The organism is Paenibacillus sp. FSL R10-2788, assembly GCF_038003885.1.
GTDB classification, from domain to species: domain Bacteria; phylum Bacillota; class Bacilli; order Paenibacillales; family Paenibacillaceae; genus Paenibacillus_AQ; species Paenibacillus_AQ odorifer.
The window spans coordinates 2,110,491-2,135,080 of the sequence record NZ_JBBOQA010000001.1 but is presented as its reverse complement, the minus strand read 5'-3'; the positions used below and the strand labels follow the sequence as shown (position 1 = coordinate 2,135,080).

Below are 24,590 nucleotides of genomic sequence, written 5' to 3'. Positions count from 1 at the left end.
ACCGCTGCTGTGCCTTGAATTGTTCACCCTAACTATTTCAAAGAAGAAACATGATTTTCTGCATTCACTTCATGTTCCAGTACCCACATAAAATAAAGAGCCTTAGCTGCTTTCTCCCGGGTCACTATGGCTTTAGGTTCTAGTTCTGTCCCATTGACCATTTGACCTCTAGCAATCCCCACTTCAGATCTAATAAGCCCTAATTCATAAGCACTTTTCACTTTTGAAATTAAAAAGGGAGAAATGTCCGCTGTATCAACCAGCTGCTGCCAGGATACAAGTGGATAGTACATCGCTCCTCTAGCTCCTGGATCCAGATTGAAATCATAACCAGGATCTCCTGGCACTACTGCTGTGCCGTTATAATCAGTCATGTACTTAGGTTTATTAGCAAACTTTACTTGGTAAACATCGTAGAGAATAGCACCCATCGTTTCACCTGACAGCTTACCTTTCGGATAATAGGCAAGATCTGATCTTTCCACTTTCATTAACTTAGAAATACTGCGTGTGAATTCAGCAACTGTCATCTCCGTATCTGGCTTAAAATTCCCTTGACGGTCTTTGCCCATTACTCCCAGCTGGATTAATTTTTCAATTTGATTGCGGTAATAAGCAGCTTCCCCGGTCGTCGTATCATTAGTTATTTCCGGAAAAACCTTATCCCAGTTGCCTGTTAGTGCCGCATGCTTAACGTTCCCTTTAAGATAAGCAGTAATGGAAGCAGCAGTAGAATCGCCAGTAGCACCTTTCTCTACAAGCTCCGTAACAATCATCCGCGAAAATTGTTTGGCGAGCGCTTCTTTAAAATGAGTCCCATCGATTTTCTTTGAAGGATGCCCGTTAGCGTAACTTCCGTCATTTGTTTTGCCTGGCGTTTCTCCGGCTTCAATTGACATGAAGAGGGCTGTTATCGCTTCTCCTCCGATCTCGTTATAATATTTCAGACTTTCCGAGTTAAGGTCAATAAGTGTAACTCCAGATTCATCTGCAACCCGTTTAAGAATATCTACAAACTTTCTTGATTTAAAAGAATTCTCATAGATATATCCCGGACTTGCATTCCCTTTAATTCTGGACATTGGCGTTACCAGTACTGGTATCATGCCCCGGGCATGGATCGCAGGGAGATAAACTTCTTTAAGGTAGTTTTCATACATTGCCTCAGTCGAACCTCTGCCGTAACGTCTGAACTCATCTGCACTCTCATCATTGTGTCCGAATTGAATAAACACATAATCCCCAATGCTGCCACTCAGTAAAATGTCGTTAAGTCGACCTTCTGTATAGGCATTTTTAAACGAGCGTCCTCCCATGGAATAGTTAGTTACACTCACTTTATGTTGATTAAACATACTGCCAATAATCTGGCCCCAACCACTCATTGGCGCTTCGTCGAAGGTGTAGGACTTGACCGTGGAATCTCCAAGTATAAATAAATTCGGAAGAGCTCCAGCTGCTCTATGCTGTGGCAAAATCGGTTCCAGTATGATCTCCTCAATCCCTACAGCTGTGTTCACTTTGTTCGGTTCAATCTCAATATCTATATGGTCACGGCCGTTTACATACGTATAAGTCCACTCTTTCCCTTTGGCTACAGCCGTATGCTTGACGGGTACAAGCTTTGCCGCGTCCCAATGTCCACTTTTCAACAAGCGGCTGGTCTGCATCCCTGATACTGACACGATCCCATCCTCTGCGTCAGAAGTCGTTTTTACATATACGTTGTAGGTTCCAGGAGAAGCATCCATTCGAAACGCCATGCCGTAGTTATTATAATTATCCTTTTCAGATTTAGGTTCAGCAAAAAAATAAGATTCTGTGATGAAAAAACCTGTTCCATCGGATGTAATTGAATCGGTATGCACTTCTCTAGCGGGTAAAGCGTTGGTCTCTTGGACAAAACCATAACCTAATGATGAGTCATACAATTGCGCACCGCGATTAGGATCATACCTAACGGATTGATACCCTGTTTTAACTTGGTTTGTAAAATTGAGCTTGTATGCGTTTGCAATTCGGATTGGAGGTTGCCCCTCTACCCCATCTTTAATAAGGGCTGCCTCTGTTATACCGTGAGTAAGAGTCAATGAAGCCATAAGTAAAGAAGATAAGATTAGTATATCCCTACACAGCTTTCTCACTTCATTACACTTCCTTCCGTTTCTCGAAGTACTTACCTAGGTTCCTCCATTATCCCTTTTCTCTAAAGTGATTCAAATGATGATTTCATTCTTTTTTTTGACCTTTTGTAACGTAAAACTTGGAATTGATCAACGGCTCACACTGCAAAACGGTCATATGTATAGGTATCCTTGATATAATTAAGAACATCCCTATTGATCCTAAGGAGGAGAACTCCTATCGCTTACAAAGTCAGCTTTCCGAACATTATAAGTACACTGCAGCTGATCGGTGTTCATTATCGTGTAGCAGAACCTGGGTGGGCATACCCTGATCATCATCACAAAATCTTCGAACTATTGTATTGCTACGACGGCAACTCCCATCAATATGTAGAAGGAAGCTCCATTGCCTTTGGTAAAGGAGATTGGTTAATTATTCCGCCTGGCTTACGTCATTATGTAGTTAATTCTGGCCTGAGCAACTATATCTACCTCTCCTTTCATTTCGATATTGACGATTTAAAGTTTCGTGAATGGTTTCAGTCTCTGGCTGTACAGAAATGGAATAACCAGCAAATGCAGCGTTCAGGATTAAATCACCAGTTGGAACATTTGGATGAATTTATTAAGAATAATATTCTTGCCACGACGGCATCCACTGGATTTCCCGAGGAAATTGAAGAAATGATCCTTGTAAAAGAAAGGCTTCGTCTGCAAGCGATCATCCTGATGATTTTGACTGAACTCATTGATGTACAGCTCTCGAATTCAGAGAATTCCAACACAGCGAGACAAGCAAACTCTTTGTACGAGGTGGAAACTGCTCATCAGATCGAAAAATATATTGCAGCCAATATTCATTTACCGGAGCTCACGGTTAATTTGATTGCTGAGCAGCTTTGCTTAAGTCGGGTGCAGTGCCATAAGTTGTTTACAAAGGTGTATAAGATATCTCCTAGGCAGTACATAACTAACCTAAGATTAAAGAAGTCAAAACATTTACTGCTTCATACCGATTTAAAAATACAGATGATTTCTGAACAACTCGGGTTTGCTTCCCAGAGCCACTTCAGCCGACAATTCAAGCGATGGACGGGTGTTTCTCCGTTAAATTACCGGCCGAAGTCTTATACGGATCCTATCAGGGATTAACGTTTATGAAGATAAATTACCGGAACATACGAAAAACCCGCTCTCCATTAAGGAGGCGGGTATAATTCGCTGTAAATTAAACTATGTCGTTAAACACCATAAAGAATACCATCAATAGCAATGACACCGTAAGCAGTGCACTAAGTGTGCGCAATTTGCCAGTCTCTGCGCTAACGTCGCGGTTCTCACGAATTCCAGCTGCCGCAAGACGCAAAGGCTTGCTCATAATACCGCCAAGCGCAAACATCGCTAGCAGTAACACAACAACAATAATCATCCACGCTACTGAATAATCGCCTTTGGTCATCATGTAACCGCCTGTAAGGAGTTGGATCACCAATCCATACTGCGCAAAACGATTAAATCCGGTTACTGCACTTAACGTTCCTTCTTTAGCCCCAGACGACAGTTTCTCTGCACGTCCTAGGATGAAGGGTAGCACAAGGTAGAAGCCAAGTGCCAAGGTTCCGATCATATGTAAGAAAAACAACACGTTCCAATCCATAACATATCTCCTCCATTTTAACTGTGATAATAGTTACATTTAATTATACCCATTATTGCTTGAGAAGAAAAGGAAACCCCCATTTTAAGTGAACAAAATGGGGGTTTCTTCATACCTCTGTCACAATCTATACAGTTAGCACAGCTGTTACGCTACGCACGGATTCAGCAGACTTATCTAAAGCCGCTTTTTCCTCAGCTGTAAGCTCCAGTTCAAAAATCTTCTCGATACCATTGGCACCAAGTAACGCCGGAACACCCATGAACAGGTTATCGTAGCCATATTCTCCTTCGAGCAAAGCGATAACCGGAATGATCCGTTTTTTGTCCTTCAAGATAGCTTCCGCCATCTGAACTAAAGAAGCCGCTGGTGCATAATAAGCACTACCATTTCCTAAGAGGTTAACAATCTCTCCGCCACCCACACGTGTACGTTGCACAATCTCATCAATACGCTCCGCAGATATCAATGTATCAATTGGAATGCCACCGACACTGGAATACCTTACGAGCGGTACCATATCATCGCCGTGTCCGCCTAATACGAAACCACGTACATCTTCAACAGATACATTCAGCTCTTGTGCAATAAACGTGTTATAACGGGCTGTATCCAGCACTCCGGATTGTCCAATTACGCGACTCTTCGGAAAACCCAGCGCATTAAATGCCGCATAGGTCATAGCGTCAACTGGATTGCTCAGAATGATTACGATGGAATCTGGTGCTACACGTTTTATGTTCTCGCATACCGACTTCACAATACCTGCATTGGTGTTCACGAGATCATCGCGACTCATTCCAGGTTTACGGGCAATCCCTGCAGTGATGATTACAATATCTGAATCCGCAGCATCTTCATAGCTTGAGGTTCCTGTAATTTGACTGTCAAATTTCTGTACAGGACCTGCTTCCAGCATATCTAGTGCCTTTCCCTTGGTTGTGTTCTCCATTTGTGGGATATCAAGCAGCACAACGTCACCAAGCTCCTTTTGAGCAAGCATAAGAGCTGTAGTAGCACCAGTAAAACCGGCACCTACAACTGTAATTTTATAACGTTTGATTGCCAAGGATTCTCCTCCTAGAACGGTGTCGGTATAGCTTGTATTAGCTAAACTTCAATATATTCAGTTGGTTGAGCCAGCCCTTAGAGGTGATTAATAATCTCGTCGGCAAATGCAGAGCATTTCAGTTCAGTTGCGCCTTCCATCAGGCGGGCAAAGTCATAAGTCACGGTCTTGTTATTAATAGCTGTTTCCATACCTTTATAAATCAGATCTGCTGCTTCCTGCCAACCCAGATGCTCCAGCAACATTACGCCGGACAGAATCACGGAACCAGGGTTCACAACATCTTTGTCTGCATATTTAGGTGCGGTGCCATGAGTGGCTTCAAAAATCGCATGTCCAGAAATATAGTTAATGTTCGCTCCAGGAGCGATACCGATACCGCCGATTTGCGCAGCAAGCGCGTCAGACAGGTAATCCCCGTTCAGGTTCAAGGTAGCAATAACATCAAAATCAGTCGGACGAGTCAGAACTTGTTGCAATGCGATATCCGCAATGGCATCCTTGATGATAATTTTACCCGCAGCTTCAGCATCCTTCTGAGCAGCATTGGCAGCAGCTTCACCTTCACGTTCTTTAATCACATCGTATTGATTCCAAGTGAAGACCTTATCTCCGAACTCTTGCTCAGCAACTTCATAACCCCAGTTTTTGAAGGCACCTTCAGTGAACTTCATGATGTTTCCTTTGTGCACAAGCGTTACGCTCTTGCGTCCGTGTTTGATCGCATATTCAATAGCAGCGCGCACTAAACGTTTCGAACCTTCGGAGGATACTGGTTTGATACCAATACCAGAAGTTTCAGGGAAACGGATTTTGTTAACTCCCATCTCTTTTTGCAGGAATTCGATGACTTTCTTCACTTCAGCAGAACCTTCTTGATATTCAATCCCTGCATAAATATCCTCCGTATTCTCACGGAAAATAACCATATCCACCAGCTCAGGACGTTTAACAGGAGAAGGAACCCCTTCGAAATAACGAACTGGACGCAGACATACGTACAAATCCAACTCTTGACGCAAAGCTACGTTCAATGAACGAATACCGCCTCCGATTGGAGTCGTAAGTGGGCCTTTAATAGCTACAAAGTATTCACGGATTGCCTCCAAAGTATCATTTGGCAGCCATTCGCCATATGTATTGAAGGCTTTTTCGCCAGCAAAAACTTCGTACCAAGCGATTTGTTTTGTGCCACCATAAGCTTTAGTTACTGCTGCATCAAGTACGCGTTTGGAAGCCTTCCAAATATCACGGCCTGTGCCGTCACCCTCGATAAAAGGAATGATTGGATGATTAGGAACCTGCAGTTTACCATCTTTAATTGTGATTTGTTCGCCTTCTGTTGGCAGATCGAATTTTTCTAGTTTCAACATTTGAGTGTATTCCTCCTAAAGTTTTGTGGGATTTAATTTCTCATGGACAAGCCTCGAACAAAACTCTCTACGTATGAATATGCATTATTGCATATATTCTAGGGTTCATTCTACTAAACTTTAGGAGCAGCCTGCAAGGCTGCCCTTCTATCTTTCGTCTACTGGAACGTATTTCTGTTCAATCATACCTGTGTATTCTGCACGTGGCCGAATAATACGGTTATCTGTATATTGCTCCAGAATATGTGCAGTCCAGCCTGAAGTCCGGCTAATTGCAAAGATAGGAGTGAACAGCTCACGTTCAATACCCAACTGTGTATAAACTGATGCCGAATAGAAATCAACATTCGGTTTAAGTCCCTTTTGTCCGGTAATCAATTCCTCGATATTTACGGACATATCATACAGCGTAGTATCATTCTTCATTGTGCCAAGTTCAAGTGACATTTTCATCAGATGTTTAGCACGTGGATCACCATTTTTGTATACTCTATGGCCGAAGCCCATGATCTTCTCACGGTTATCCAGCTTCTTACGAATATAAGGTTCAACCGCTTCCAAACTTCCGATCTCTTCAAGCATCTTCATAACGGCTTCATTCGCCCCACCGTGAAGCGGACCCTTAAGTGCGCCGATAGCGGAGGTTACGCCGGAATAAATATCGGACAAGGTTGCAACCGTAACCCGGCCTGCAAAAGTTGAAGCATTCAGCTCATGGTCCGCATGAAGCACAAGTGCGGTGTCAAGCGCTTTAACAGATACACTGTCAGGCTCTTTTCCCCATAGCATATACAGGAAGTTCTCGGCAATCGAGACGCCTTCTTTAGGAGCCACAGGTTCCAGACCTTTGCGAATACGCGATAGGGCTGCCACAACCGTCGGGAGCTGTGCCTGTAGTTTTACTGCTTTAATCTCGTTAGCTTCTCTACTCATATCGTCAGCCGCTTCATCATAGAGAGCAAGGCTTGATACAGCAGTCCGCAATGCTGCCATGGTGTTGGTGTCTTTTGGATAGAGCTTCATTTGCTCGATGACTGGCTCAGGAATCCGTGCGAAAGCACTGAAATCCCGTTTGAGCGCTTCCAGCTCTGGTGTTGTTGGTAGACTGCCAAACCACAATAAATAAGCGGTTTCTTCGAAGGTAGCATTTTCTGCGAGATCATCAATATCATAACCACGGTAAGTGAGTACCCCATCCACAATAGAGCTAATGGATGAAGTTGTTGCAACGATACCTTCCAAGCCTTTGGTAGCTGTCATAGCATATCTCTCCTTTGCCAACAAGGTATAAAAAGCATTCTCGGTTTCATGAAAACATTTCCAATTTAAAGCATTGAAAAATCTAATGAGTGCAGTTCAAGGACATATCCGGCGAGGATGTTGTCTGACTTTCGTAATCGAATCTTTATTCATCATACTGGATTTTGTCGGTTATGTGAACAATGTGGAAGCTTTGCAGCGCATCAAATGATTTTATCACAGAGATAGAAAAAAACTTCTAAACCCTTGATTCACAGTTGAGATTTTAGTTTATAGCATCCGGTTCAGCCCAATATTTATCCCGTTTCCTAGTCTTTAAATAGGTTCTATGAATATATATGAAGACGAGCTTTTATTCCCCTGCATCCGCAGGAATGAAGGAGGTGTAGATCTTCGTATGGACCGATTAGCATTAAAAAGACTGCTGCGCGGCCTGTGGGTCGTTCTGGCTACCTCTATCCTCCTGCTGGCAATCTATTTATTGCTTCCGCTGTTATACCCCCTCCTGCTCGCTTGGTTGCTCGCTTATATCATGCATCCACTAGTGTTGATTCTTAAAGGTCTTAAGCTCCCAGCGTGGCTGGCCGTGTCGCTCTCGCTGCTATTTTACATAGGCGGAACCGCGCTAGTACTGACCGCGATGATTACAAGGCTAGTGAAAGAATTGATCGTGCTGCTGCAGACCTTTAATCTTCATACGGACCAATGGAGAGAGCTGCTGCTGTCCTTGAGCCAGAATGCAAGCATACAGAATATCATTAACCAGATAAATCAGTTCTACCGCGACAATCCTGACTATCACGCCACCATTGACAGCAATATCAGCAGAACAACGGAAACAGTTGGTTACGCAGTTACGCAAGTGGTGACCGGATTTTTTAACGTGATCTTAAAGCTGATCTCTGCTCTACCCAGTATGGGTACAATTCTTATCGTGGTCGTTCTCGCTGCCTTTTTTATTAGTACTAGCTGGGAAAGACATAATGCCAAACTCACAAGCTGGCTGCCAGCCCCATTCTTAAAGCCTGTATCGGATATCTGGCGGGATCTGCGAAAAGCTCTCTTCGGCTACCTCCGGGCTCAGCTAATCCTCATCTCCATTACAGCGGTCATTGTCGTGATCGGGTTGCTGCTCTTGGGTGTAAAATCGGCTTTCGCTATTGGCTTAATGATTGGTTTTGTAGATCTGCTGCCTTATTTAGGGGTTGGAATCGTAATGATTCCTTGGGCGTTATACTCTTACATGACAGACAATCTGGCACTGGGGATCGGACTTACTATCCTATATGCCGTTATCCTTATAACCCGCCAAGTGCTTGAGCCGAAAGTACTCGCCAGCAGCATTGGGCTTGATCCCCTTGCTATGCTGGTCGGTATGTTTGCAGGTTTGCAGCTGTTCGGCATGCTTGGGCTGATCATCGGTCCCGTTATTCTAGTTATCCTTGTAGCCTTTAACCGAGCAGGTGTATTTCACGCGTTACACAGCTATATTGTCAGCGGAAGACTAAGATAATAAACAATACCCTACAATTCTTGGAATAGCAAAACAGAGCGGGCTCCTATCAATGACAGGGGCCCGCTCTGCTTTTGTTTTGATTATGACTAGCGGCGGTAAAAGGTGAAGGTGCCGTTTTTCATCTTTTTCTCAATCCACTTCAGCAAAAATATACGATACAAAGGCCGAGTCAACGGAAACACCAAAGAGAAACCTACAATATCCGTTACGAAACCAGGTAAGATCAGCAGTAAGCCACCGAAAAAAATGCATAGGCCATCCAGCATCGTCCGGCCAGGAACGCGTCCCTCCTGCATATGTGTTCTGCTGTCTTGCAGCACTTTATTCCCTTCGAAACGCATCATCAATAAACCGATAACCGAGGTCGTCAACATAAGCAGCAGCGTTTTGAATGCTCCAAGTTGATCTGCTACGAAGATAAAGCCGAATAATTCCACGGCAGGAATGATAAATAATGCAGCCCACAACCATTTGCTTCTAATCATACAGAACCCCTTTCTTCCCGCAGCGCTCCTTTAATCGCGTGAAACAGCTCCGGAAGGGCTCTATCCAGCCTGGCAGGCTTCCATTCTCGATTCACCCAAACATGATTTGTCGAGCCGGTAACCAGCAGTTCCCCGGGGAGGTCCATCGACCGCAATTGTCCCAAAGTAGCCGCTGAACCCTCTAAATACCTACCTTCTGCTTCCGAGAGCCTCCGCACCTGATACTCAAATGCGACTCTTAACGCCGAAAAGGTAGTCATTCGCGCATACACGGAGATAAGATCATCATATCGTGCCGGACTTTTAAATTGCAAATCGGCTGAGGTAACAGGAAGGAGCACTCCCTGATTCTCAAGCTCACGATAAGTAAAGCCAAGCTGACGTAACAACTCCGTGCGGCCAGATTCAAACCAGTTCAAATAATTCGCATGATACACAACGCCCATCTGATCACTTTCCTGGTATCGAACACGCAGGGTAGACTCATACCACCGGCTTCGCAAGCCGTCTTGCTGTAATTCCATTTATAAATACTCCTTTCGCATAGGCAGCAGGGAGAGCTTTAGGCCCGGGCCCCGTCTGAAGATAGCTTTGTCGTCGATAGTTTGCTTCGGGAGCTTCTGGCGACATAAAATAGCAGCATCGCTCCTGCAATTGAACTCAACATACAAGACAGGTTCATCACTTCTACGCCGCCTTGATTGAGCAAGAATCCATTTAATAAATTGCCAACAACACCGGCAAAACCCGAGAACACCATATTAAAAACACTTTGCCCAGTCGCCTGCATCTCGTTAGAGGTGATCTGAGATACATATTCAACGGCAGCAATATAAAAGAACCCGAATGACAGACCATGCAGTACCTGCACTCCAATCATTACGGATGGATAAGGGAATGCCACCTGAATGCCCCACCGCAAGACATAAATAAGTGCGCCAAGGAGCAGCGTCCGCTCGCGCCCCAGCTTTTTGATTACCTTGGAAGCAAACAGCATGGAGGGCACGTTCGTTACAGATGCGAGAAAAAGCGCAATTCCTGCATAACGAGTTGAACCTCCAACCGACTGAAACGCGATGACGAAGTAGGTTCCAAAAGCAGTCATCGTTTGGTTCACAAGAAAACTGCCACCCAAAAACGCTAGAAACACCCGATTCCCCAGCAGCTTTTTAACCCCCTGAGAAAACGATTGCCGCATCATATGATTCTCTTCTGCCTGCTTTGGCAGCGTCAATGCAATTAGAACCGCGATCAGATTAAACATAAGAAAGGGCAGCCATATCGTGGATACAGAGAAGGACGATACATACAATCCGCCTAAATAAGCTCCCACAGCCGCTCCAATGCTCATCATAAGCCTTATGCTGCCATAAGTAGCCCCAGCCCTCTTCGCCGCTGAAATCGCGTAAGAATCGGCTATAGGCGCCTGTGTTGAGGAAAAGATTGTTGAGAGGGTATACACCAGCAGTAACACAATAAAATATTCCGAACGGTAAAAGACCGCTAATAAAGCCGGTATCGCCACACTTAGGATTAGTACCAAACGCGTCTGATTATACCGATCCGAAACAATTCCCCATATTGGCTGAATCGTGATCGCAATTAGCGTGCCTGTTGCCATTAGTATACCTATCTGCCCGCTATCAAGTCCATTGTGGACAAGCAGCAGCGTTAGATATGAGCCAAATGAACCACCGGCCAATCCTAAAAACAGATAAAAGCCGCGCAGCTTCGATAATTTTTCCATGTTAAGCTACAAATCCTCTCCAGCTTCTTAAATCAAGCATTGCACTCTCTTATATTTTAGCAGAACACCCGTACTTCCTATGTAATCACCGCATTTAATATAGCAGTACTATAAAGGCGGTGGACAAGTTGAATGATAAACAAAATTCTATTCGGGTCAATCATCCATGTCTAAAGGACAAATCTAATACGAACAAATTTCAAAGCTCCGGCTTCGGCTGGTCTTCAACAAACTGGAGCGGATATACGATCACTGGAAAAAAGGGGGCCTTTAACCGCATTGCCGGCGAATGGATCGTTCCATATGTAAAACCAACCTCTAAGCCTTCCTATTCCTCTGCTTGGATTGGTATTGACGGTTTCAAGAACAGCAGCCTAATCCAAACGGGTACAGGCCATGAATTCGTAAATGGCCGTGCCCGGTATTACGCTTGGTGGGAAATCCTACCTGATGTCGAAACGGTAATTCCCCTTCCAGTGAGCCCTGGAGACCATATAAAAGCGAACATCACGAAGGTAGGCCGCAACAAATGGACGATTACGCTCCGCAATTTGAGCCGAAATTGGATTTTTCGAACATTACAGCGATATACCGGACCACAAACCTCTGGTGAATGGATTATGGAGGCTCCCGAGGTAGACGGCTCAATTGCAAAGCTGGCGCGTGTCTCCCCTACTTGCTTCTATTGCTGTCGAATTAATGGCAAAAGTCCGAGGCTCACTCTCAATATGGGAGGAATCATGGTGCAAAATAACGCTACTATCGCCGTTCCTTCTTGTCCAAACCATCGTGGGGATTCTTTTACTGTCAAACGAACATACCCCAAATAAAAATACTCGAACCTATCATTCAAGATTTGTTATTAACAGCATAAATGGATTTAACATAATCTTCAATCGAATATGTTGATAAACACGAAAAAAGGGCTGCCTCGCTTGTAGATTTTCACTACAGTTGAGACAACCCTTTAATTAAGCTTTATGAAACCTGCTAAACAGGTGAAGCCAATCGAGAACTACTCGATTGTGCTTACTTTTACCAAGTTAGTGGAACCAGAACGTCCAAGTGGAATTCCTGCAGTAATCACAACTAGGTCACCAGTTTGAACCAGACCGGAATCCTTACCACCTTTGATTGCTGTTTCCAGCAGCTCATCTGTGGAAGATGCAACTTGTCCGAACACTGGCGTTACGCCCCAAACGAGGGACAATTGACGCATAGTTCTTTCTTGTGTTGTAACGGCAATGATTGGTGCTTTAGGACGGTATTTGGAAACAACGCGTGCAGTATGACCTGTTACAGTCGAAGAAATGATAGCCTTAGCGTTCAGATCCAAAGCAGAAATTGCAACGGATTGGCTGATTGCTTCTGTAACTGTAGTTTCTTGTGCAGTTTGTTGTTTCATGAAGATTTCATGGTGGTTCAGAGCGGATTCCGCTTTCTCAGCAATGCGGGACATTGTAAGTACGGATTCTACTGGATATTTACCAGCAGCAGTTTCTCCGGAAAGCATGATTGCATCTGTACCATCTAAAATAGCGTTTGCTACGTCACTTGCTTCAGCGCGAGTAGGACGTGGGTTGCGTTGCATGGAATCCAACATTTGTGTAGCTGTGATAACTGGTTTACCAGCAACGTTACATTTTTGAATCATCAATTTTTGAGCCAAAGGTACATCTTCAGCTGGGATTTCAACACCAAGGTCACCACGAGCAACCATCAGGCCGTCAGAAGCTTCTAAAATTTCATCAAGGTTGTCAACACCTTGTTGGTTTTCGATTTTGGAAATGATTTGGATGTGAGAAGCGTTGTTTTTCTCAAGCAGCTCACGAATTTCCTGAACGTCGCTAGCTTTGCGAACGAAGGAAGCGGCGATAAAATCGATGTCCTGTTCGATACCAAAAAGAATATCGTTGGTGTCTTTTTCCGTAATACCCGGCAAGGAGATGTTTACTCCTGGTACGTTAACGCCCTTCTTGCTCTTAATCGTACCACCGTTTACAATACGGGTCTTGATTTCTGTACCTTGAATGTCGACAACTGTCAAACCAATCAGACCGTCATCAATAAGGATTATGGATCCTACTTGAACATCGTTAGGAAGTTCGCTGTACGTGATGGAAATACGATCTTGAGTACCAAGGATCTCTTCCGTAGTCAGTGTCAGGTACTCGTCCTGAACAAGTTCAATCGGTTCTACTTCCAGCTTGCCTGTGCGAATCTCCGGTCCTTTAGTATCGAGCAGGATAGCAACTGTTTTGTTCAGTTCCTTAGATGCTTGACGGATCGTATTGATCCGAGCACCGTGCTCTTCGAAATCGCCGTGGGAGAAATTCAGACGGGCCACATTCATACCAGCCAAAATCAATTTTTTGATATTCTCCAACGATTCACTCGCAGGTCCGATCGTACATACAATTTTACTTTTCCGCATTAGGTTTTCCTCCGTTTTTTCGTTCTCTCTGTCTCACTTTTTCCAACTACAAAATCTACTACAAGGCTAACTAATAAAATAGGAACTTTGTCACATGTGCCTTTAAGTACGCCCTTATGAATATTACTGCAAACCAGACACAAAATCAATGTTGTAGGCACTTTTGGGTGTAACTTTAAGTCGAATTTTCTGTAAACATAAAAAAAATTAAAATAATCCCGTTAGTGGATCGAGATTATTTTAATTCCAATAAATTGTATATTTTACACTATATCCAAAAGACCCACTAAGTATAGCTATATGTCTTAAAGTGCAAATGATTTTGCACTTTTACACTTCTGACTTCACTTCTTCTTCAATAAAAATTTGTTCCTGCTGAGCCTCTGCAAACTCACCAATTTTACGGAATTTACGGTATCTATCATCCTTCAATTCCACTGAGTTCATCTGGGTTAGCTCCTGCAGATGCCGCCATAATGCATCCTTAATCGCCGCTGCCGTTGCTTCGTAATCCCGATGAGCGCCGCCTTTAGGCTCTGGTACGATCTCTTCTATAACTTCCATCTCAAGCAGATCAGCAGCCGTTATCTTCATGGCCTCTGCCGCTTGATCAGCCTTCGAAGCATCCTTCCACAGAATAGAGGCCGCTCCGTTAGGAGATATCGCCGAATAAATGGCATGTTCCAGCATGAGCACTCTATTCCCAACCGCCAATGCCAGGGCGCCACCGCTTCCGCCTTCACCGATGACCACACAGATTACAGGGACACCAAACTGAGACATCTCGCGTAAATTACGGGCAATCGCTTCGGATTGACCTCTTTCCTCGGCTGTGTTGCCTGGGTATGCACCTTTCGTATCCACGAAGGTAATAATGGGACGTTTGAACTTGTCCGCTTGCTGCATCAGACGCAGCGCTTTACGGAAGCCCTCAGGGTGTGCACTGCCGAAGAATCGTAAAATATTCTCTTTGGTGTCTTTACCGCGCTGCTGGCCAATAACTGTAACCGGCAACCCATTTAGTTTACCGATGCCGCCTACAATAGCAAGATCATCCCCAAACATCCGATCACCGTGGAGTTCAATAAAATCAGTGAAGATCTGCCCCATAAGATCAAGGGAAGTCGGACGTCCTTGATGTCTAGCCAAATGCATTTTTTGCGAAGGAGAAATATTAGAATATATCTCTTCCTCCAGCACACGGTATCGTTCTTCCAGCCTAGCTACCTCGTCCGTAAAATCAATACCCTTCTCTTCGCCAAACTGCTTCAGTTCAGCAATCTTCTTGCGCATTTCTACCAGAGGCATTTCAAAAGGCAACTCTCCTGCCAACCTAAAATCCCCCTTTCACGTCATGCAGCTCCAAAATTTTAGTCAATGTAGCGCGCATTTCTTTGCGGTGCACGACCATGTCAAGCAACCCATGCTGAAGATTAAATTCAGCGGTCTGGAAATCATCCGGAAGCTTCTGGCGAATGGTCTGCTCAATGACTATACGTCCTGCGAAACCAAATACCGCTCCAGGCTCTGCAATAATTATATCACCAAGGCTGGCAAAACTCGCAGATACTCCACCGGTAGTAGGATCCGTAATTATCGAGATGTAAAGACCTCCAACCTCGTTAAAACGAGCCAGCGCAGCGCTGGTCTTCGCCATTTGCATTAGACTAAGAATACTCTCCTGCATTCTCGCTCCACCTGAAGTAGAGAAAATAAGGAGTGGAAGCTGTTGCTCTGTGGCCTCTTCTATCGCACGGGTGATCTTCTCACCTACTACAGAGCCCATACTGCCTGAGAAAAATTCAAAATTCATCACAGCTACGATGACTGGATGGCCACCAATGGAACCCTGACCCGTAATTACGGCTTCAGTTTGTCCAGATTTCAGCTGCTGTTGCTCCACTTTGGAAGCGTAACCCGGAAATTTCAGCGGGTCGATAGAATACATTTCACTGTCAAACTCAATAAAGCCCTCAGGGTCTAATGTCATTGCAATGCGCTCCACAGCATTTAGGCGCAAGTGGTGACCACAATTAGGACATACCTTTAGGTTCTTCTCTAATTCCTTACTATACTGGATCGTTCCGCATTTATTACATTTGCTCATTAATCCTTCAGGGATTTCACGTTTGGGGCGTTCGCCTTCCGCAGGCCCGCCGCTCCGCTCCAGACGTTCTGAAGGAATAGTCGCGTACTTCCGTTTCTTCTGAAATAAATCTTTGAACACACCCGCACCTCTTCAGCCGTTTATTTGCGTTATGCAGCTTGCCGCTGTCATGACTTTTGTCTTGTAAGAAACTCAGGGATGCAGAATAAGATTAAGGACTTCCTGTACTTCCTCCAGCTCACCTGAAGGAACCAATATCTCAAACTGCTGCTTGGACATATTGATTGGACGGCATTCTACCAAAAAACCTTCTTCTGTCAGCTTACTCTTAATCATATCCGCCACTCTGGCGGTCGGCGCGATATATATTACCGTCCACATGCCCTGCAAGGCCTCCCCAATCTTAATTCCCAGCCGTATCCCGTATAATGGAATTATGATAACACAGTTTTCTTTTTTCCCGCAACAGGAGTAGGGCATAGGAAGCAAGACTGAGGAACTTGTTCAAACGAAATAAAGGGGCTCAATTATTCCTTGTCCGTGCCTAAAGGATATACTTTTGCCCCTTCATGCCGATGAGCAATTCTGGCGGAAGCGGCGGCAGCAATGCCGGCAACAAGGTCATCCAAGAATACATGAATCCTACCTTTATCATCGTTCAGTTCACCAATGATTCCAAGCTTTATTTTGTCCAAATACCCAAAACCTGTCAGTCCGATCATCCCATATACCCCTGTAATACCAAGCGCCAGAGTCTCGTCCGCTCCGTAGAGGGATTCATCAGCCTCCATTACCGCCTGCAGCGGCTGCGGAAGCAGTTTTTTCTCGGCTAATTCATCAAGAGCAACACCTGTCATTAAAGTATACTGCACTTCTCTTTTGCCCAAAACAGACTTGACGCTGGACAGACATTCATCCTTGGTTAAACCAGGATAATAAACCGATTGTAAAATATATACGATTTCAGCAATGGAGGAAAGTGATACACCTCTGCGTTCCAACAGATCTACTGCCATTTGATAGGACATGCTGCGACTCCCCTTTCCGTACAGGGATGTGCCCTGTGGTTTCCTAATGTATGCGGAAAAGGGGAGAATTGTTCTTATTTTATTCTTACCGTACCTGCACCCAGCATAACCTCGATCGCCGCGAAAAGTTCCTCGGACGGCTTAATTCGATAATTATCGCTAAGAGCTAGGAGCTTCTGATCCTGTTCATAGAACAGAAGCGTCGCAGCTGGACCGGGATGATTCTGCAGCAGCTCTTTCAGGCGCGACAGCAATGCTGCATTCTCTGAGGCCGGCGTGATCTTGATAAAGACACGCTGGCCTGAGGTCGCCGCTGTTGTTGGCGCGGCCTGTGCAGGTGTTGCAGGCGGCGTTGTGCCGCCTGCTGGCCTGGCAGCCGGACCAGTGGCGGCACCGCTGGTCCGGGAAGCAGGAGCTGCGCCGCGTGGCGGCGCTCCTGCCGAGGCCGAGCGTCCCGCGCTGTACGAGCGGGACGTGGCGGCACTACGGCGCTGCAACAGCCCGCGGAGAGCCTCCGCAGACAGCAGCGCCACTTCCTCGGCCAGCAGCTTGAAGCCTTCGTCTTCCTGCTGCACCTTAGCGCGCAAGGCCAACAGCGCGCCCTTGGCAATCAAGCTGCGGCTTCGCTTCCACACCTCAGGGAAGAGCACGACCTCGCAGCGCTCGATCTGATCTTCCCATTCGACGAAGGCCATCGATTTTCCTTGCTTCGTCGTAATTTCCTTAACGGATACTACCATTCCGGCCGTAACCGTCTGGCTCTCATCCGCGGCTTCACCAAGATCCATCAGCCGCTGCATGCCGGGCTCCTCAAGCAGTTCCGCGCTATCATCAAGCGGATGGCCCGAAAGATATAACCCCAGCAGCTCACGTTCCATCTCCAGCTGCTGGCCAATGGTGAACTTAGGGATATCCGGATAGCGGATTTCCCAGTTCGGTGTCTCCACCAAATCGTCGAACAGTTGGATTTGCAGTTCATCCCGCTCCTTGCGCCATTTCAGCGCAGCGTCAACCGTCTCGTCCAGCATAGCCAGCAGCTGGGCGCGGTGACCCGGCAGACAGTCAAAAGCTCCCGCCTGCAGCAAAGATTCCACTACCCGCTTATTGCAGACCCGCAGGTCCACACGTCGACAGAAATCTAGCAGACTGTCGAACGGCCGCTCCTTGCGGACTGCCATAATGTTCTCCACTGCCAGCGTGCCGACGTTCTTAATGGCTGCGAGTCCAAAGCGGATATGCCCCGTTCCGGTTCCTTCGCCTGGAACCGGAGTAAACAATACGCCGCTCTCGTTCACATCCGGCGGCAACACGCCGATGCCCGTGCGGCGGCAGTCCAGCACATACTCCGCTACCTTGCGGTGAGTGCCCATTACAGCGGTCAACATAGACGCCATAAACTGCACCGGATAATGTGCCTTGAGATAAGCTGTCTGGAAAGCCAACACTCCGTAAGCCGCGGCATGAGCACGCGGGAAGCCGTAATCGGCAAAGCGCACGATCATATCATAAACAGCATTCGCATCCGTTTCATTATACCCCTGCTGCAAGCTGCCTTGAACAAAATGGCTCCGTTCCTTATCCAGAGTCTCACGTTTTTTCTTAGAGACCGCTCGACGGAGCAGATCCGCTTCTCCTAACGAGAAGCCCGCCATCAGAGAAGCAATCTGCATGATCTGTTCCTGATACACAATGATCCCATAGGTGTCCGCTAAAATAGCCTTCAAATCAGAATGTGGATACTCTACTTCAATCTCACCGTGTTTGCCTGCTATATATTTCGGGATAAATTCCATCGGACCCGGACGATACAGCGCTAGAACCGATACAATATCTTCAAAGCCGTTAGGCTTCAGATCTTTAAGTACTCGTCTAACGCCCGCCGACTCCAGCTGGAAGACCCCTGTTGTCTCACCAGCCCCAAGCATTTCATACGTAGCTGGATCATGATCTGGGATGACACGGAAATCCGGAACACTTCCGCTCATTTCTTTAATCGAATTCATACAGCGTTCGATAATCGACAACGTGCGCAAACCCAGAAAATCCATTTTCAACAGCCCGACGCTCTCCAAATGCTCCATAGAGTATTGGGTTAACGCCGTACTTTCATTACCTTCCTGAAGTGGGACTGCATCGGTCAACGGACCCTTCGAGATAACAACCCCAGCAGCATGTGTCGAAGCATGGCGGGGCATGCCCTCCACCTTCATTGCCATATCCAGCAACCCTTTAATCTTTGGATTGCTATCATACAGTGCTTTAAGATCTGGTGTACTCTCCAGCGCCCTGGCAAGGCTGATCCCTAGTTGACCAGGTATAAGCTTGGCAGCTTTGTCTACCTCGTTATAAGGCAAGTTCAGCACCCTGCCTACATCACGAACGGCAGCCCGTGCAGCCATAGTTCCGAAAGTAATAATTTGCGCCACATGTTCTTTGCCGTATTTCTCCACTACATAACCAATAACCTCATCACGCCGTTCATCGCTAAAATCGATATCAATATCCGGCATGGTGATCCGTTCTGGATTTAGAAAACGTTCAAAGAGCAAGTTATATTTCAATGGGTCCACGTCAGTTATTCGCAAAGCGTATGCGGTGAGACTACCCGCGGAAGATCCCCGTCCGGGTCCCGTAGCAATTCCCTGACGATGACAATAAGCAATAAAATCCCACACAATTAGAAAATAATCGCTGAAGCCCATACTCTCGATAACGCCCAGCTCATAGGTGAGACGCTTCTCAGCCGTCTCTCTTTGCTCAGGTGTAGCCCATTGCGGTGTATCTATATATCGTTCCTCCATCCCCTTCCAGCACAGCTCACGCAAATAAGCAGCGGAATCCATGCCTTCAGGGAGCGGAGAATAGGCAGGCAGAATATGATTGCCGAAGGTAAGCTCCAAATTACATTTTTCTGCGATCAATAAGGTATTGGCGATAGCCTGCGGCACATGCGGAAACAATGCCGCCATTTGCTCGCTGCTTTTTAGAAACAGCTGATCTGTTCCGATCTTGAGACGTTCCTCATCATCCACCGTTTTGCCTGTTCCGATGCAGATCAGCACATCCTGAACCTCAGCATCTTCCTTCGCCAAATAATGGACATCATTCGTCACCACAAGTGGAATTTCACATTCCCCGGCAAGGGCGATCAGCTTGGGATTCACTCTCTTTTGCTCGGAGATCCCGTGGTCTTGGAGCTCCAGATAGAAATCTTCGCCAAAAATCGCCTTATATCGCAGCGCAGCCTTTCGCGCCTCCTCATCACGACCATGCAGCAGATGCTGCGGCACTTCTCCGCCCAGACAAGCACTAAGGCAGATAATCCCCTCTGAATGAGCTGCCAACACTTCCATATCGATCCGGGGTTTATAATGATGGCCTTCCAGATGGCCGATAGAGATCAGCTTCATCAGGTTCTTGTAGCCGGTTTCATTCTTGACGAGCAGAATCAAGTGGTAGATCGGTTGATCTTTTCGACTGCCCCGCTCACGGCGTGAACCCGCGGTTAAATAAGCTTCACAGCCAATAATCGGCTTGATTCCATTCTCTTTACACGCTTTATAAAAGGGGATGGCCCCGTACATCACTCCATGATCCGTAAGCGCCAGCGACTTCATGCCGTATTCGCCGGCCCGGCGCACGAGATCGGTAATGCGCGCCGCCCCGTCCAGTAAACTGTATTCGCTGTGCACATGCAAATGCACGAAAGGGCTCATAACCCCACTTCCTCTCTACTGCAAAAATCAAACATAAGATGAAACTATTTTATCATATTAAAGGGGGACCCGCCCATACAATGGATTAAGAGCATAAGGACAGGCAAAGCTTGTAAATGCCTCGTCCGGGAAGGGGCCTGTATGAGCATTTTTATGAGCAAAGCTATCCTCGACTTCTTTATCGCCTTCGGCATCGTGCTTGGCGGAGCTATGCTCGGCGGAATCGGCGCCGTTGTATCCCTGCAACCGCCGACGCAAACGATGCTGGATGTGGCAGATCGGATTAAAATATGGGCACTAGCAGCCGCTGTAGGAGGTACTATGGACCCCTTACGGGTCATTGAAAGCAACATGATTGGAGGCAACCTCTCCCCCGCCATCAAACAAATCATGTATCTTGCCTTCGCTTTTCTAGGAGCCCATATGGGCAGTGAGCTAGTAAAATGGGTGTGCGGCAGGGGGTAACGCCAGTGAGAGTTCCACCATTCAGTCGTTTTCGCAGATTCACCCAGATCTCCGCTATATTCATGCTAGGGATCGTCGTAGGAGCTGTCATATACAATGCTATTTACCATGTAGGATATAACGTATTATGGCTGCATAATCAAGATCTGCGTGTACAGATCGAGCAATATCAAAAAGATATTCAGACACTCAAAAAATACAATAATACCTCAACCGTAATCAGAGAAATCAAAATTCGATCGGAGGAAAGCAAATCCAAAGAAGATACCCCACTTGACCCCGTAACTGTAAAATTAATCATAAGCCAAATGGGCTCAGATCTGGAACCGATGCGCGGCCGCAGCATGTTCGATATTGATACAGACAGTAAACTGGTTAGACTGCTGTTGGATGGAAAGCTATACATTGTGCGTGACAAGGAATACTCTGTCAAAATCCGAACCATGCTCGTCATGGAAGGCGTCCTGCAAATCTGGGTAGAAATCAGTCCTTTTAAGCGCAGCTGACAGCCATCGTGTGATACAATAATGGACAGACGTGGAAATTACTTCTTGGCTACTGCAAGACACGATAAAGGAGCTGGCTGTCCATGGTTTTATTTATCAAGTATTTATTGTTTATCCTGCTGGTGATCTTTGTAATCGGTGCCGCTGTGTTCAGCATATCCTCCCGCCGTGCCTTAAATCCCCAAGATAAAGGGCTGAAACGCTCCGTCATGAATGTGATGCTCGGTGCTATGCTCGTAACGCTATCCTTGATATCCATGTTTTTGTTTCGCGGCTCTACCGTTAATATTATTGTTGAAGCTGCCTTTCTGCTGATTGGTGCGTTCAACATCTTCTCGGGTCTACGCAGCTATAGTTTTTACAGCCGTAGCCGCAGCCAGGAACAACACCAGTCAAAAGCCTAGCTGCTGCTCTGACGGAATAGGAAAAGAATAAAATAGACTCCCCTCTCAATCAATGATGAGGGCAGTCTATTTAGCATGTATACGATCCTATTTACCGGATGCTATCCAGCTAGCAAACCATTCTTTAGCCATGATCAATGGATTGCAGCATCAGAACAGCTTTGGCTACCAGAGTATCCGAGTGGCTGATCTCAATCTCAAGCTTACAGGTACGGCGGCTGATTTCGAGCAGTCTCGGCATTACAATGATCGCGTGTTCGATCTGTACCGGTCGGATAAAATAAGTGGACATATTATCTAGTACATAATCATTTCCTGTGATATCCTTAGCTGCTTTAAATGCCGAAAGCGTCATAAGCGTAGACAATATTCCTTCAGAAATCGTCCCAAGATCCGTGGCCATCTGCGGCGTAATAAAGCCATGGAAGAACAATCGTCCCTCTTCGTCCCGCTCATCCGCAAAACCATTCCAAATGAGATGATCAAAAGTCTCTCCCAACTGAGGTTGGTTCCGAACATCGCGTAAGCTTTGCAGCACTTCTTTACGGGTTAGGGAGCCTACCAGTTTGCGGTTACGGTCCACTATGGGCAGAAAATCCACGCCTTCCCACATCATGATCTGGGCCGCGGAGGCTAGTGAGGTTTGCAGTGCAGCCGTAACCGGACTGCGAATCATCGCTTTTTCAATGATCTGCCCTTCCGTCAATTCCTCTACATCACGGCGACCGATAATGCCAATGACTCGGTTCCATTCATCCGTAACGGGAAAGCGCTGCTCTCCAGTTTCCTCAGAAACCTGTCGTAGCTCGCCGACGGTGCTAGAGATTTTTAACGTATTCAGGCGCGGTTTGCTGTCGATAATATCCTCTACCAGCATAATTTTTTTCTTTATCAATCTATCAAAAATAGCACGGTTAATCATTGAAGCGACGGTAAACGTGTCATGTCTCGAAGAAATAATGGGAAGATCCAGCTCGTCTGCCAATGCCTTCACTTCACGGCTCGTCCCGAAGCCCCCTGTCACCAGAACCCCTGCACCCTGCTCCAGCGCCAGAGAGTGAACATCATCACGGTTACCCACAATCAACAGACTGTCAGCGTCTATATAACGGATCATCGCATCGACCTTCATCGCCCCGATCACGTATTTATGCAGATGTTTATTTAGTCCACTTGCCCCGCCAAGCACATGCCCTTCAACAATATCAACTACATCGCCAAACGTCAGCTGCTCTGAAATGTTCCGAGGTTTCTTTTCTACACGAACTGTACCAATCCGTTCCTTCGTGATGACTATCCCGAGATTCTCAGCTTCCTTCACTGCACGGTAAGCAGTCCCTTCGCTGACTAACATTTCTTTGGCGAGCTTGCGAACAGATATTTTGGTACCTACCTTAAGACTTTCAATATGCTGCAGCAGTTGCTCGTGTTTAGTAATCGCATCGCCTTGACCTTCCAACTGTTACACCCCCATGCTCCGATCTGTACTATACTGTACCTATTATACAACGATAGAATGGCTCAGTACAACCGATTCATAAGCTTCGGATTCGAATTTCACTCTCCTTACACAATCTACGATTAAGGTAGGTATTGCCACATAGCAAGTTTGAAAACCACCTTAAAATCGAATTTTTTGAAACTGAATATCTCTGATGCGTTTTAAGCTGACCTTAAAAATTCGCTGCCTTTATTTAGCAACCTTTTCCTCTTTTTTATAGTCTGAGAATTAATGAATGTGTAAAGGAGCATTGAAGATATGAACAAGACCGCTTTATTACTACTTACCCTTACTTTGCTTTTCATAGGACTGGTCAGCTGTGGAAATACGGGAAACGAAATAAAACAAGCAGACCAGATAGAGCTGGATGCAAATAATATAGTTTCTATCAACTTAATTGAAAGAAAACAGCCAACGACGACTATTTCTGATACATCCTCCTTTGAACGTTTCGTTCAAGCCATAACTACTGCTGAATATGATAGAGGACAACTAGATATTGCTCCCAGCGATTACAGAACCACTGTGAACATGAAGGATGGCATAAGTTATGAATTCTCTTTTTGGATCGTCGGAAGTAACAATGGGTTACTCATTAAATCAGGACAAATGGGCCACTATCGCCTGTCAGATACCAGCAAAAAGGATCTATTGGACTTGTTTCAATCAACTTTTAATGAAGATAAGAATTCATCAGAAGACACTGTTAACCCACAGCCCCCAAGCGTTCAAGTTACTGTTGGCGGTGAACAGTTCGAGGCTATTCAAGGCTCTTATTGCTGGAACGACAATGGCAAAGGCGTATGTGTGGATATAGCTTCTAACGTTGAGCTGGTTTCCATACAGAAGGTACATCCCAAAGCCATCAGCGGTGATCAGGTAGAACTCGAATTCTCATATGCACCCAAGGAGATGGAGGTTATGGCTTCATTTCCTGGTGAGGAACGACCGGACGAAGCCCTTTCCGTGGACAAAAACAGTTTTCAACTCGCAGCAGGTAGCGGCAGACACCTATATATCATCCATGCAAGATGGCCTCAGGGAAGCGCCAGTTATGTATTTGAAGTTCAATGCTCGGTCAGTAAAAAGTAATCGGATTGTTTTTGCTTAACACGTGGATGGGATGGTCGGATGATGGTAGGATGATGGTAGGATGGTAGGATGGTAGGATGGTAGGATGGTAGGATGGTAGGATT

Annotated in this window: 22 protein-coding genes; 7 read left to right on the top strand and 15 right to left on the bottom strand. The window is 45.9% G+C overall.

The features are described from left to right. Window positions 1-32: 32 nt before the first annotated feature. Window positions 33-2,099, bottom strand: coding sequence for a GDSL-type esterase/lipase family protein (locus NSQ50_RS09220; protein ID WP_340949364.1), 2,067 nt, complete (start codon window positions 2,097-2,099; stop codon window positions 33-35). A 240-nt stretch (window positions 2,100-2,339) separates the two neighbouring features. On the opposite strand from NSQ50_RS09220, the gene NSQ50_RS09215 reads away from it, so the two are divergent. Further along, window positions 2,340-3,278 (top strand): AraC family transcriptional regulator, encoded by a 939-nt coding sequence (locus NSQ50_RS09215; protein ID WP_036678926.1) that lies wholly within the window; start codon window positions 2,340-2,342, stop codon window positions 3,276-3,278. 76 nt (window positions 3,279-3,354) lie between these two features. Here NSQ50_RS09215 and NSQ50_RS09210 read toward each other — a convergent pair whose 3' ends face one another. The 4 genes from NSQ50_RS09210 to citZ form a co-directional block, all read right to left on the bottom strand. Next, window positions 3,355-3,783 (bottom strand): hypothetical protein, encoded by a 429-nt coding sequence (locus NSQ50_RS09210; protein ID WP_036678923.1) that lies wholly within the window; start codon window positions 3,781-3,783, stop codon window positions 3,355-3,357. A 127-nt stretch (window positions 3,784-3,910) separates the two neighbouring features. Then, window positions 3,911-4,852 carry a malate dehydrogenase gene (gene mdh, locus NSQ50_RS09205; protein WP_036678921.1) on the bottom strand — a complete coding sequence of 314 codons (942 nt, stop codon included), beginning with the start codon at window positions 4,850-4,852 and terminating at the stop codon, window positions 3,911-3,913. Between the two features lie 77 nt (window positions 4,853-4,929). Further along, the gene (gene icd / locus NSQ50_RS09200) at window positions 4,930-6,225 is read right to left on the bottom strand and encodes an NADP-dependent isocitrate dehydrogenase (RefSeq protein ID WP_036678918.1); all 1,296 of its coding nucleotides are present in this window, start codon (window positions 6,223-6,225) and stop codon (window positions 4,930-4,932) included. A 147-nt stretch (window positions 6,226-6,372) separates the two neighbouring features. Then, complete coding sequence (citZ, locus tag NSQ50_RS09195; RefSeq protein ID WP_036678915.1) at window positions 6,373-7,485, bottom strand: citrate synthase; 1,113 nt, start codon at window positions 7,483-7,485, stop codon at window positions 6,373-6,375. Window positions 7,486-7,882: 397 nt separating this feature from the next. Between citZ and ytvI the strand changes: the two genes are divergently transcribed. After that, complete coding sequence (ytvI, locus tag NSQ50_RS09190; RefSeq protein ID WP_036678913.1) at window positions 7,883-8,998, top strand: sporulation integral membrane protein YtvI; 1,116 nt, start codon at window positions 7,883-7,885, stop codon at window positions 8,996-8,998. A gap of 89 nt (window positions 8,999-9,087) precedes the next feature. On the opposite strand, the gene NSQ50_RS09185 is transcribed toward ytvI, so the two are convergent. The 3 genes from NSQ50_RS09185 to NSQ50_RS09175 are packed head-to-tail and all read right to left on the bottom strand — an operon-like array spanning window position 9,088 to window position 11,233. Further along, window positions 9,088-9,486, bottom strand: coding sequence for an FxsA family protein (locus NSQ50_RS09185; protein ID WP_036678910.1), 399 nt, complete (start codon window positions 9,484-9,486; stop codon window positions 9,088-9,090). Next, entirely contained in the window at window positions 9,483-10,010 is a 528-nt protein-coding gene (locus NSQ50_RS09180) for an acyl-CoA thioesterase (protein ID WP_036678907.1), read from the bottom strand. Before NSQ50_RS09180 ends, NSQ50_RS09185 begins: the two co-directional genes overlap by 4 nt. Window positions 10,011-10,048: 38 nt before the next feature. Then, window positions 10,049-11,233, bottom strand: a complete 1,185-nt coding sequence (locus NSQ50_RS09175; protein ID WP_036678905.1) for an MFS transporter — start codon at window positions 11,231-11,233, stop codon at window positions 10,049-10,051. Window positions 11,234-11,361: 128 nt separating this feature from the next. Between NSQ50_RS09175 and NSQ50_RS09170 the strand changes: the two genes are divergently transcribed. Beyond that, the gene (locus NSQ50_RS09170; RefSeq protein ID WP_232061236.1) at window positions 11,362-12,063 is read left to right on the top strand and encodes a G1 family glutamic endopeptidase; all 702 of its coding nucleotides are present in this window, start codon (window positions 11,362-11,364) and stop codon (window positions 12,061-12,063) included. Window positions 12,064-12,248: 185 nt separating this feature from the next. Here NSQ50_RS09170 and pyk read toward each other — a convergent pair whose 3' ends face one another. The 6 genes from pyk to NSQ50_RS09140 form a co-directional block, all read right to left on the bottom strand. Then, window positions 12,249-13,667: a pyruvate kinase gene (pyk, locus tag NSQ50_RS09165; protein WP_036678902.1), complete on the bottom strand. Its 1,419-nt coding sequence runs from the start codon at window positions 13,665-13,667 to the stop codon at window positions 12,249-12,251. Window positions 13,668-13,997: 330 nt separating this feature from the next. Next, complete coding sequence (locus NSQ50_RS09160; protein WP_036678900.1) at window positions 13,998-14,999, bottom strand: acetyl-CoA carboxylase carboxyltransferase subunit alpha; 1,002 nt, start codon at window positions 14,997-14,999, stop codon at window positions 13,998-14,000. Window position 15,000: 1 nt separating this feature from the next. Continuing rightward, window positions 15,001-15,894: an acetyl-CoA carboxylase, carboxyltransferase subunit beta gene (gene accD, locus NSQ50_RS09155; protein WP_076124903.1), complete on the bottom strand. Its 894-nt coding sequence runs from the start codon at window positions 15,892-15,894 to the stop codon at window positions 15,001-15,003. Window positions 15,895-15,966: 72 nt separating this feature from the next. Further along, a complete protein-coding gene (locus NSQ50_RS09150; protein ID WP_036678895.1) occupies window positions 15,967-16,155 on the bottom strand; it encodes a hypothetical protein in 189 nt (62 codons plus the stop codon). 146 nt (window positions 16,156-16,301) lie between these two features. After that, window positions 16,302-16,802: a phosphatidylglycerophosphatase A family protein gene (locus tag NSQ50_RS09145; RefSeq protein WP_036678892.1), complete on the bottom strand. Its 501-nt coding sequence runs from the start codon at window positions 16,800-16,802 to the stop codon at window positions 16,302-16,304. A 74-nt stretch (window positions 16,803-16,876) separates the two neighbouring features. Further along, on the bottom strand, window positions 16,877-20,518 hold the full coding sequence (locus NSQ50_RS09140) for a DNA polymerase III subunit alpha (RefSeq protein ID WP_076224780.1): 3,642 nt from the start codon (window positions 20,516-20,518) through the stop codon (window positions 16,877-16,879). Between the two features lie 141 nt (window positions 20,519-20,659). Between NSQ50_RS09140 and NSQ50_RS09135 the strand changes: the two genes are divergently transcribed. From NSQ50_RS09135 to NSQ50_RS09125, 3 genes are all read left to right on the top strand, one after another. Further along, window positions 20,660-20,983, top strand: a complete 324-nt coding sequence (locus NSQ50_RS09135) for a YtrH family sporulation protein (RefSeq protein WP_036678886.1) — start codon at window positions 20,660-20,662, stop codon at window positions 20,981-20,983. Between the two features lie 5 nt (window positions 20,984-20,988). Beyond that, window positions 20,989-21,489 (top strand): DUF4044 domain-containing protein, encoded by a 501-nt coding sequence (locus tag NSQ50_RS09130; RefSeq protein ID WP_038569663.1) that lies wholly within the window; start codon window positions 20,989-20,991, stop codon window positions 21,487-21,489. 83 nt (window positions 21,490-21,572) lie between these two features. Continuing rightward, entirely contained in the window at window positions 21,573-21,893 is a 321-nt protein-coding gene (locus NSQ50_RS09125; protein WP_036678880.1) for a YtpI family protein, read from the top strand. A 124-nt stretch (window positions 21,894-22,017) separates the two neighbouring features. Here the strand turns inward: NSQ50_RS09125 and NSQ50_RS09120 are convergent, their stop codons facing one another. Further along, window positions 22,018-23,352 carry a DRTGG domain-containing protein gene (locus tag NSQ50_RS09120; RefSeq protein WP_036678878.1) on the bottom strand — a complete coding sequence of 445 codons (1,335 nt, stop codon included), beginning with the start codon at window positions 23,350-23,352 and terminating at the stop codon, window positions 22,018-22,020. 300 nt (window positions 23,353-23,652) lie between these two features. On the opposite strand from NSQ50_RS09120, the gene NSQ50_RS09115 reads away from it, so the two are divergent. Further along, on the top strand, window positions 23,653-24,486 hold the full coding sequence (locus NSQ50_RS09115) for a hypothetical protein (RefSeq protein WP_076224778.1): 834 nt from the start codon (window positions 23,653-23,655) through the stop codon (window positions 24,484-24,486). Window positions 24,487-24,590 lie beyond the last annotated feature (104 nt).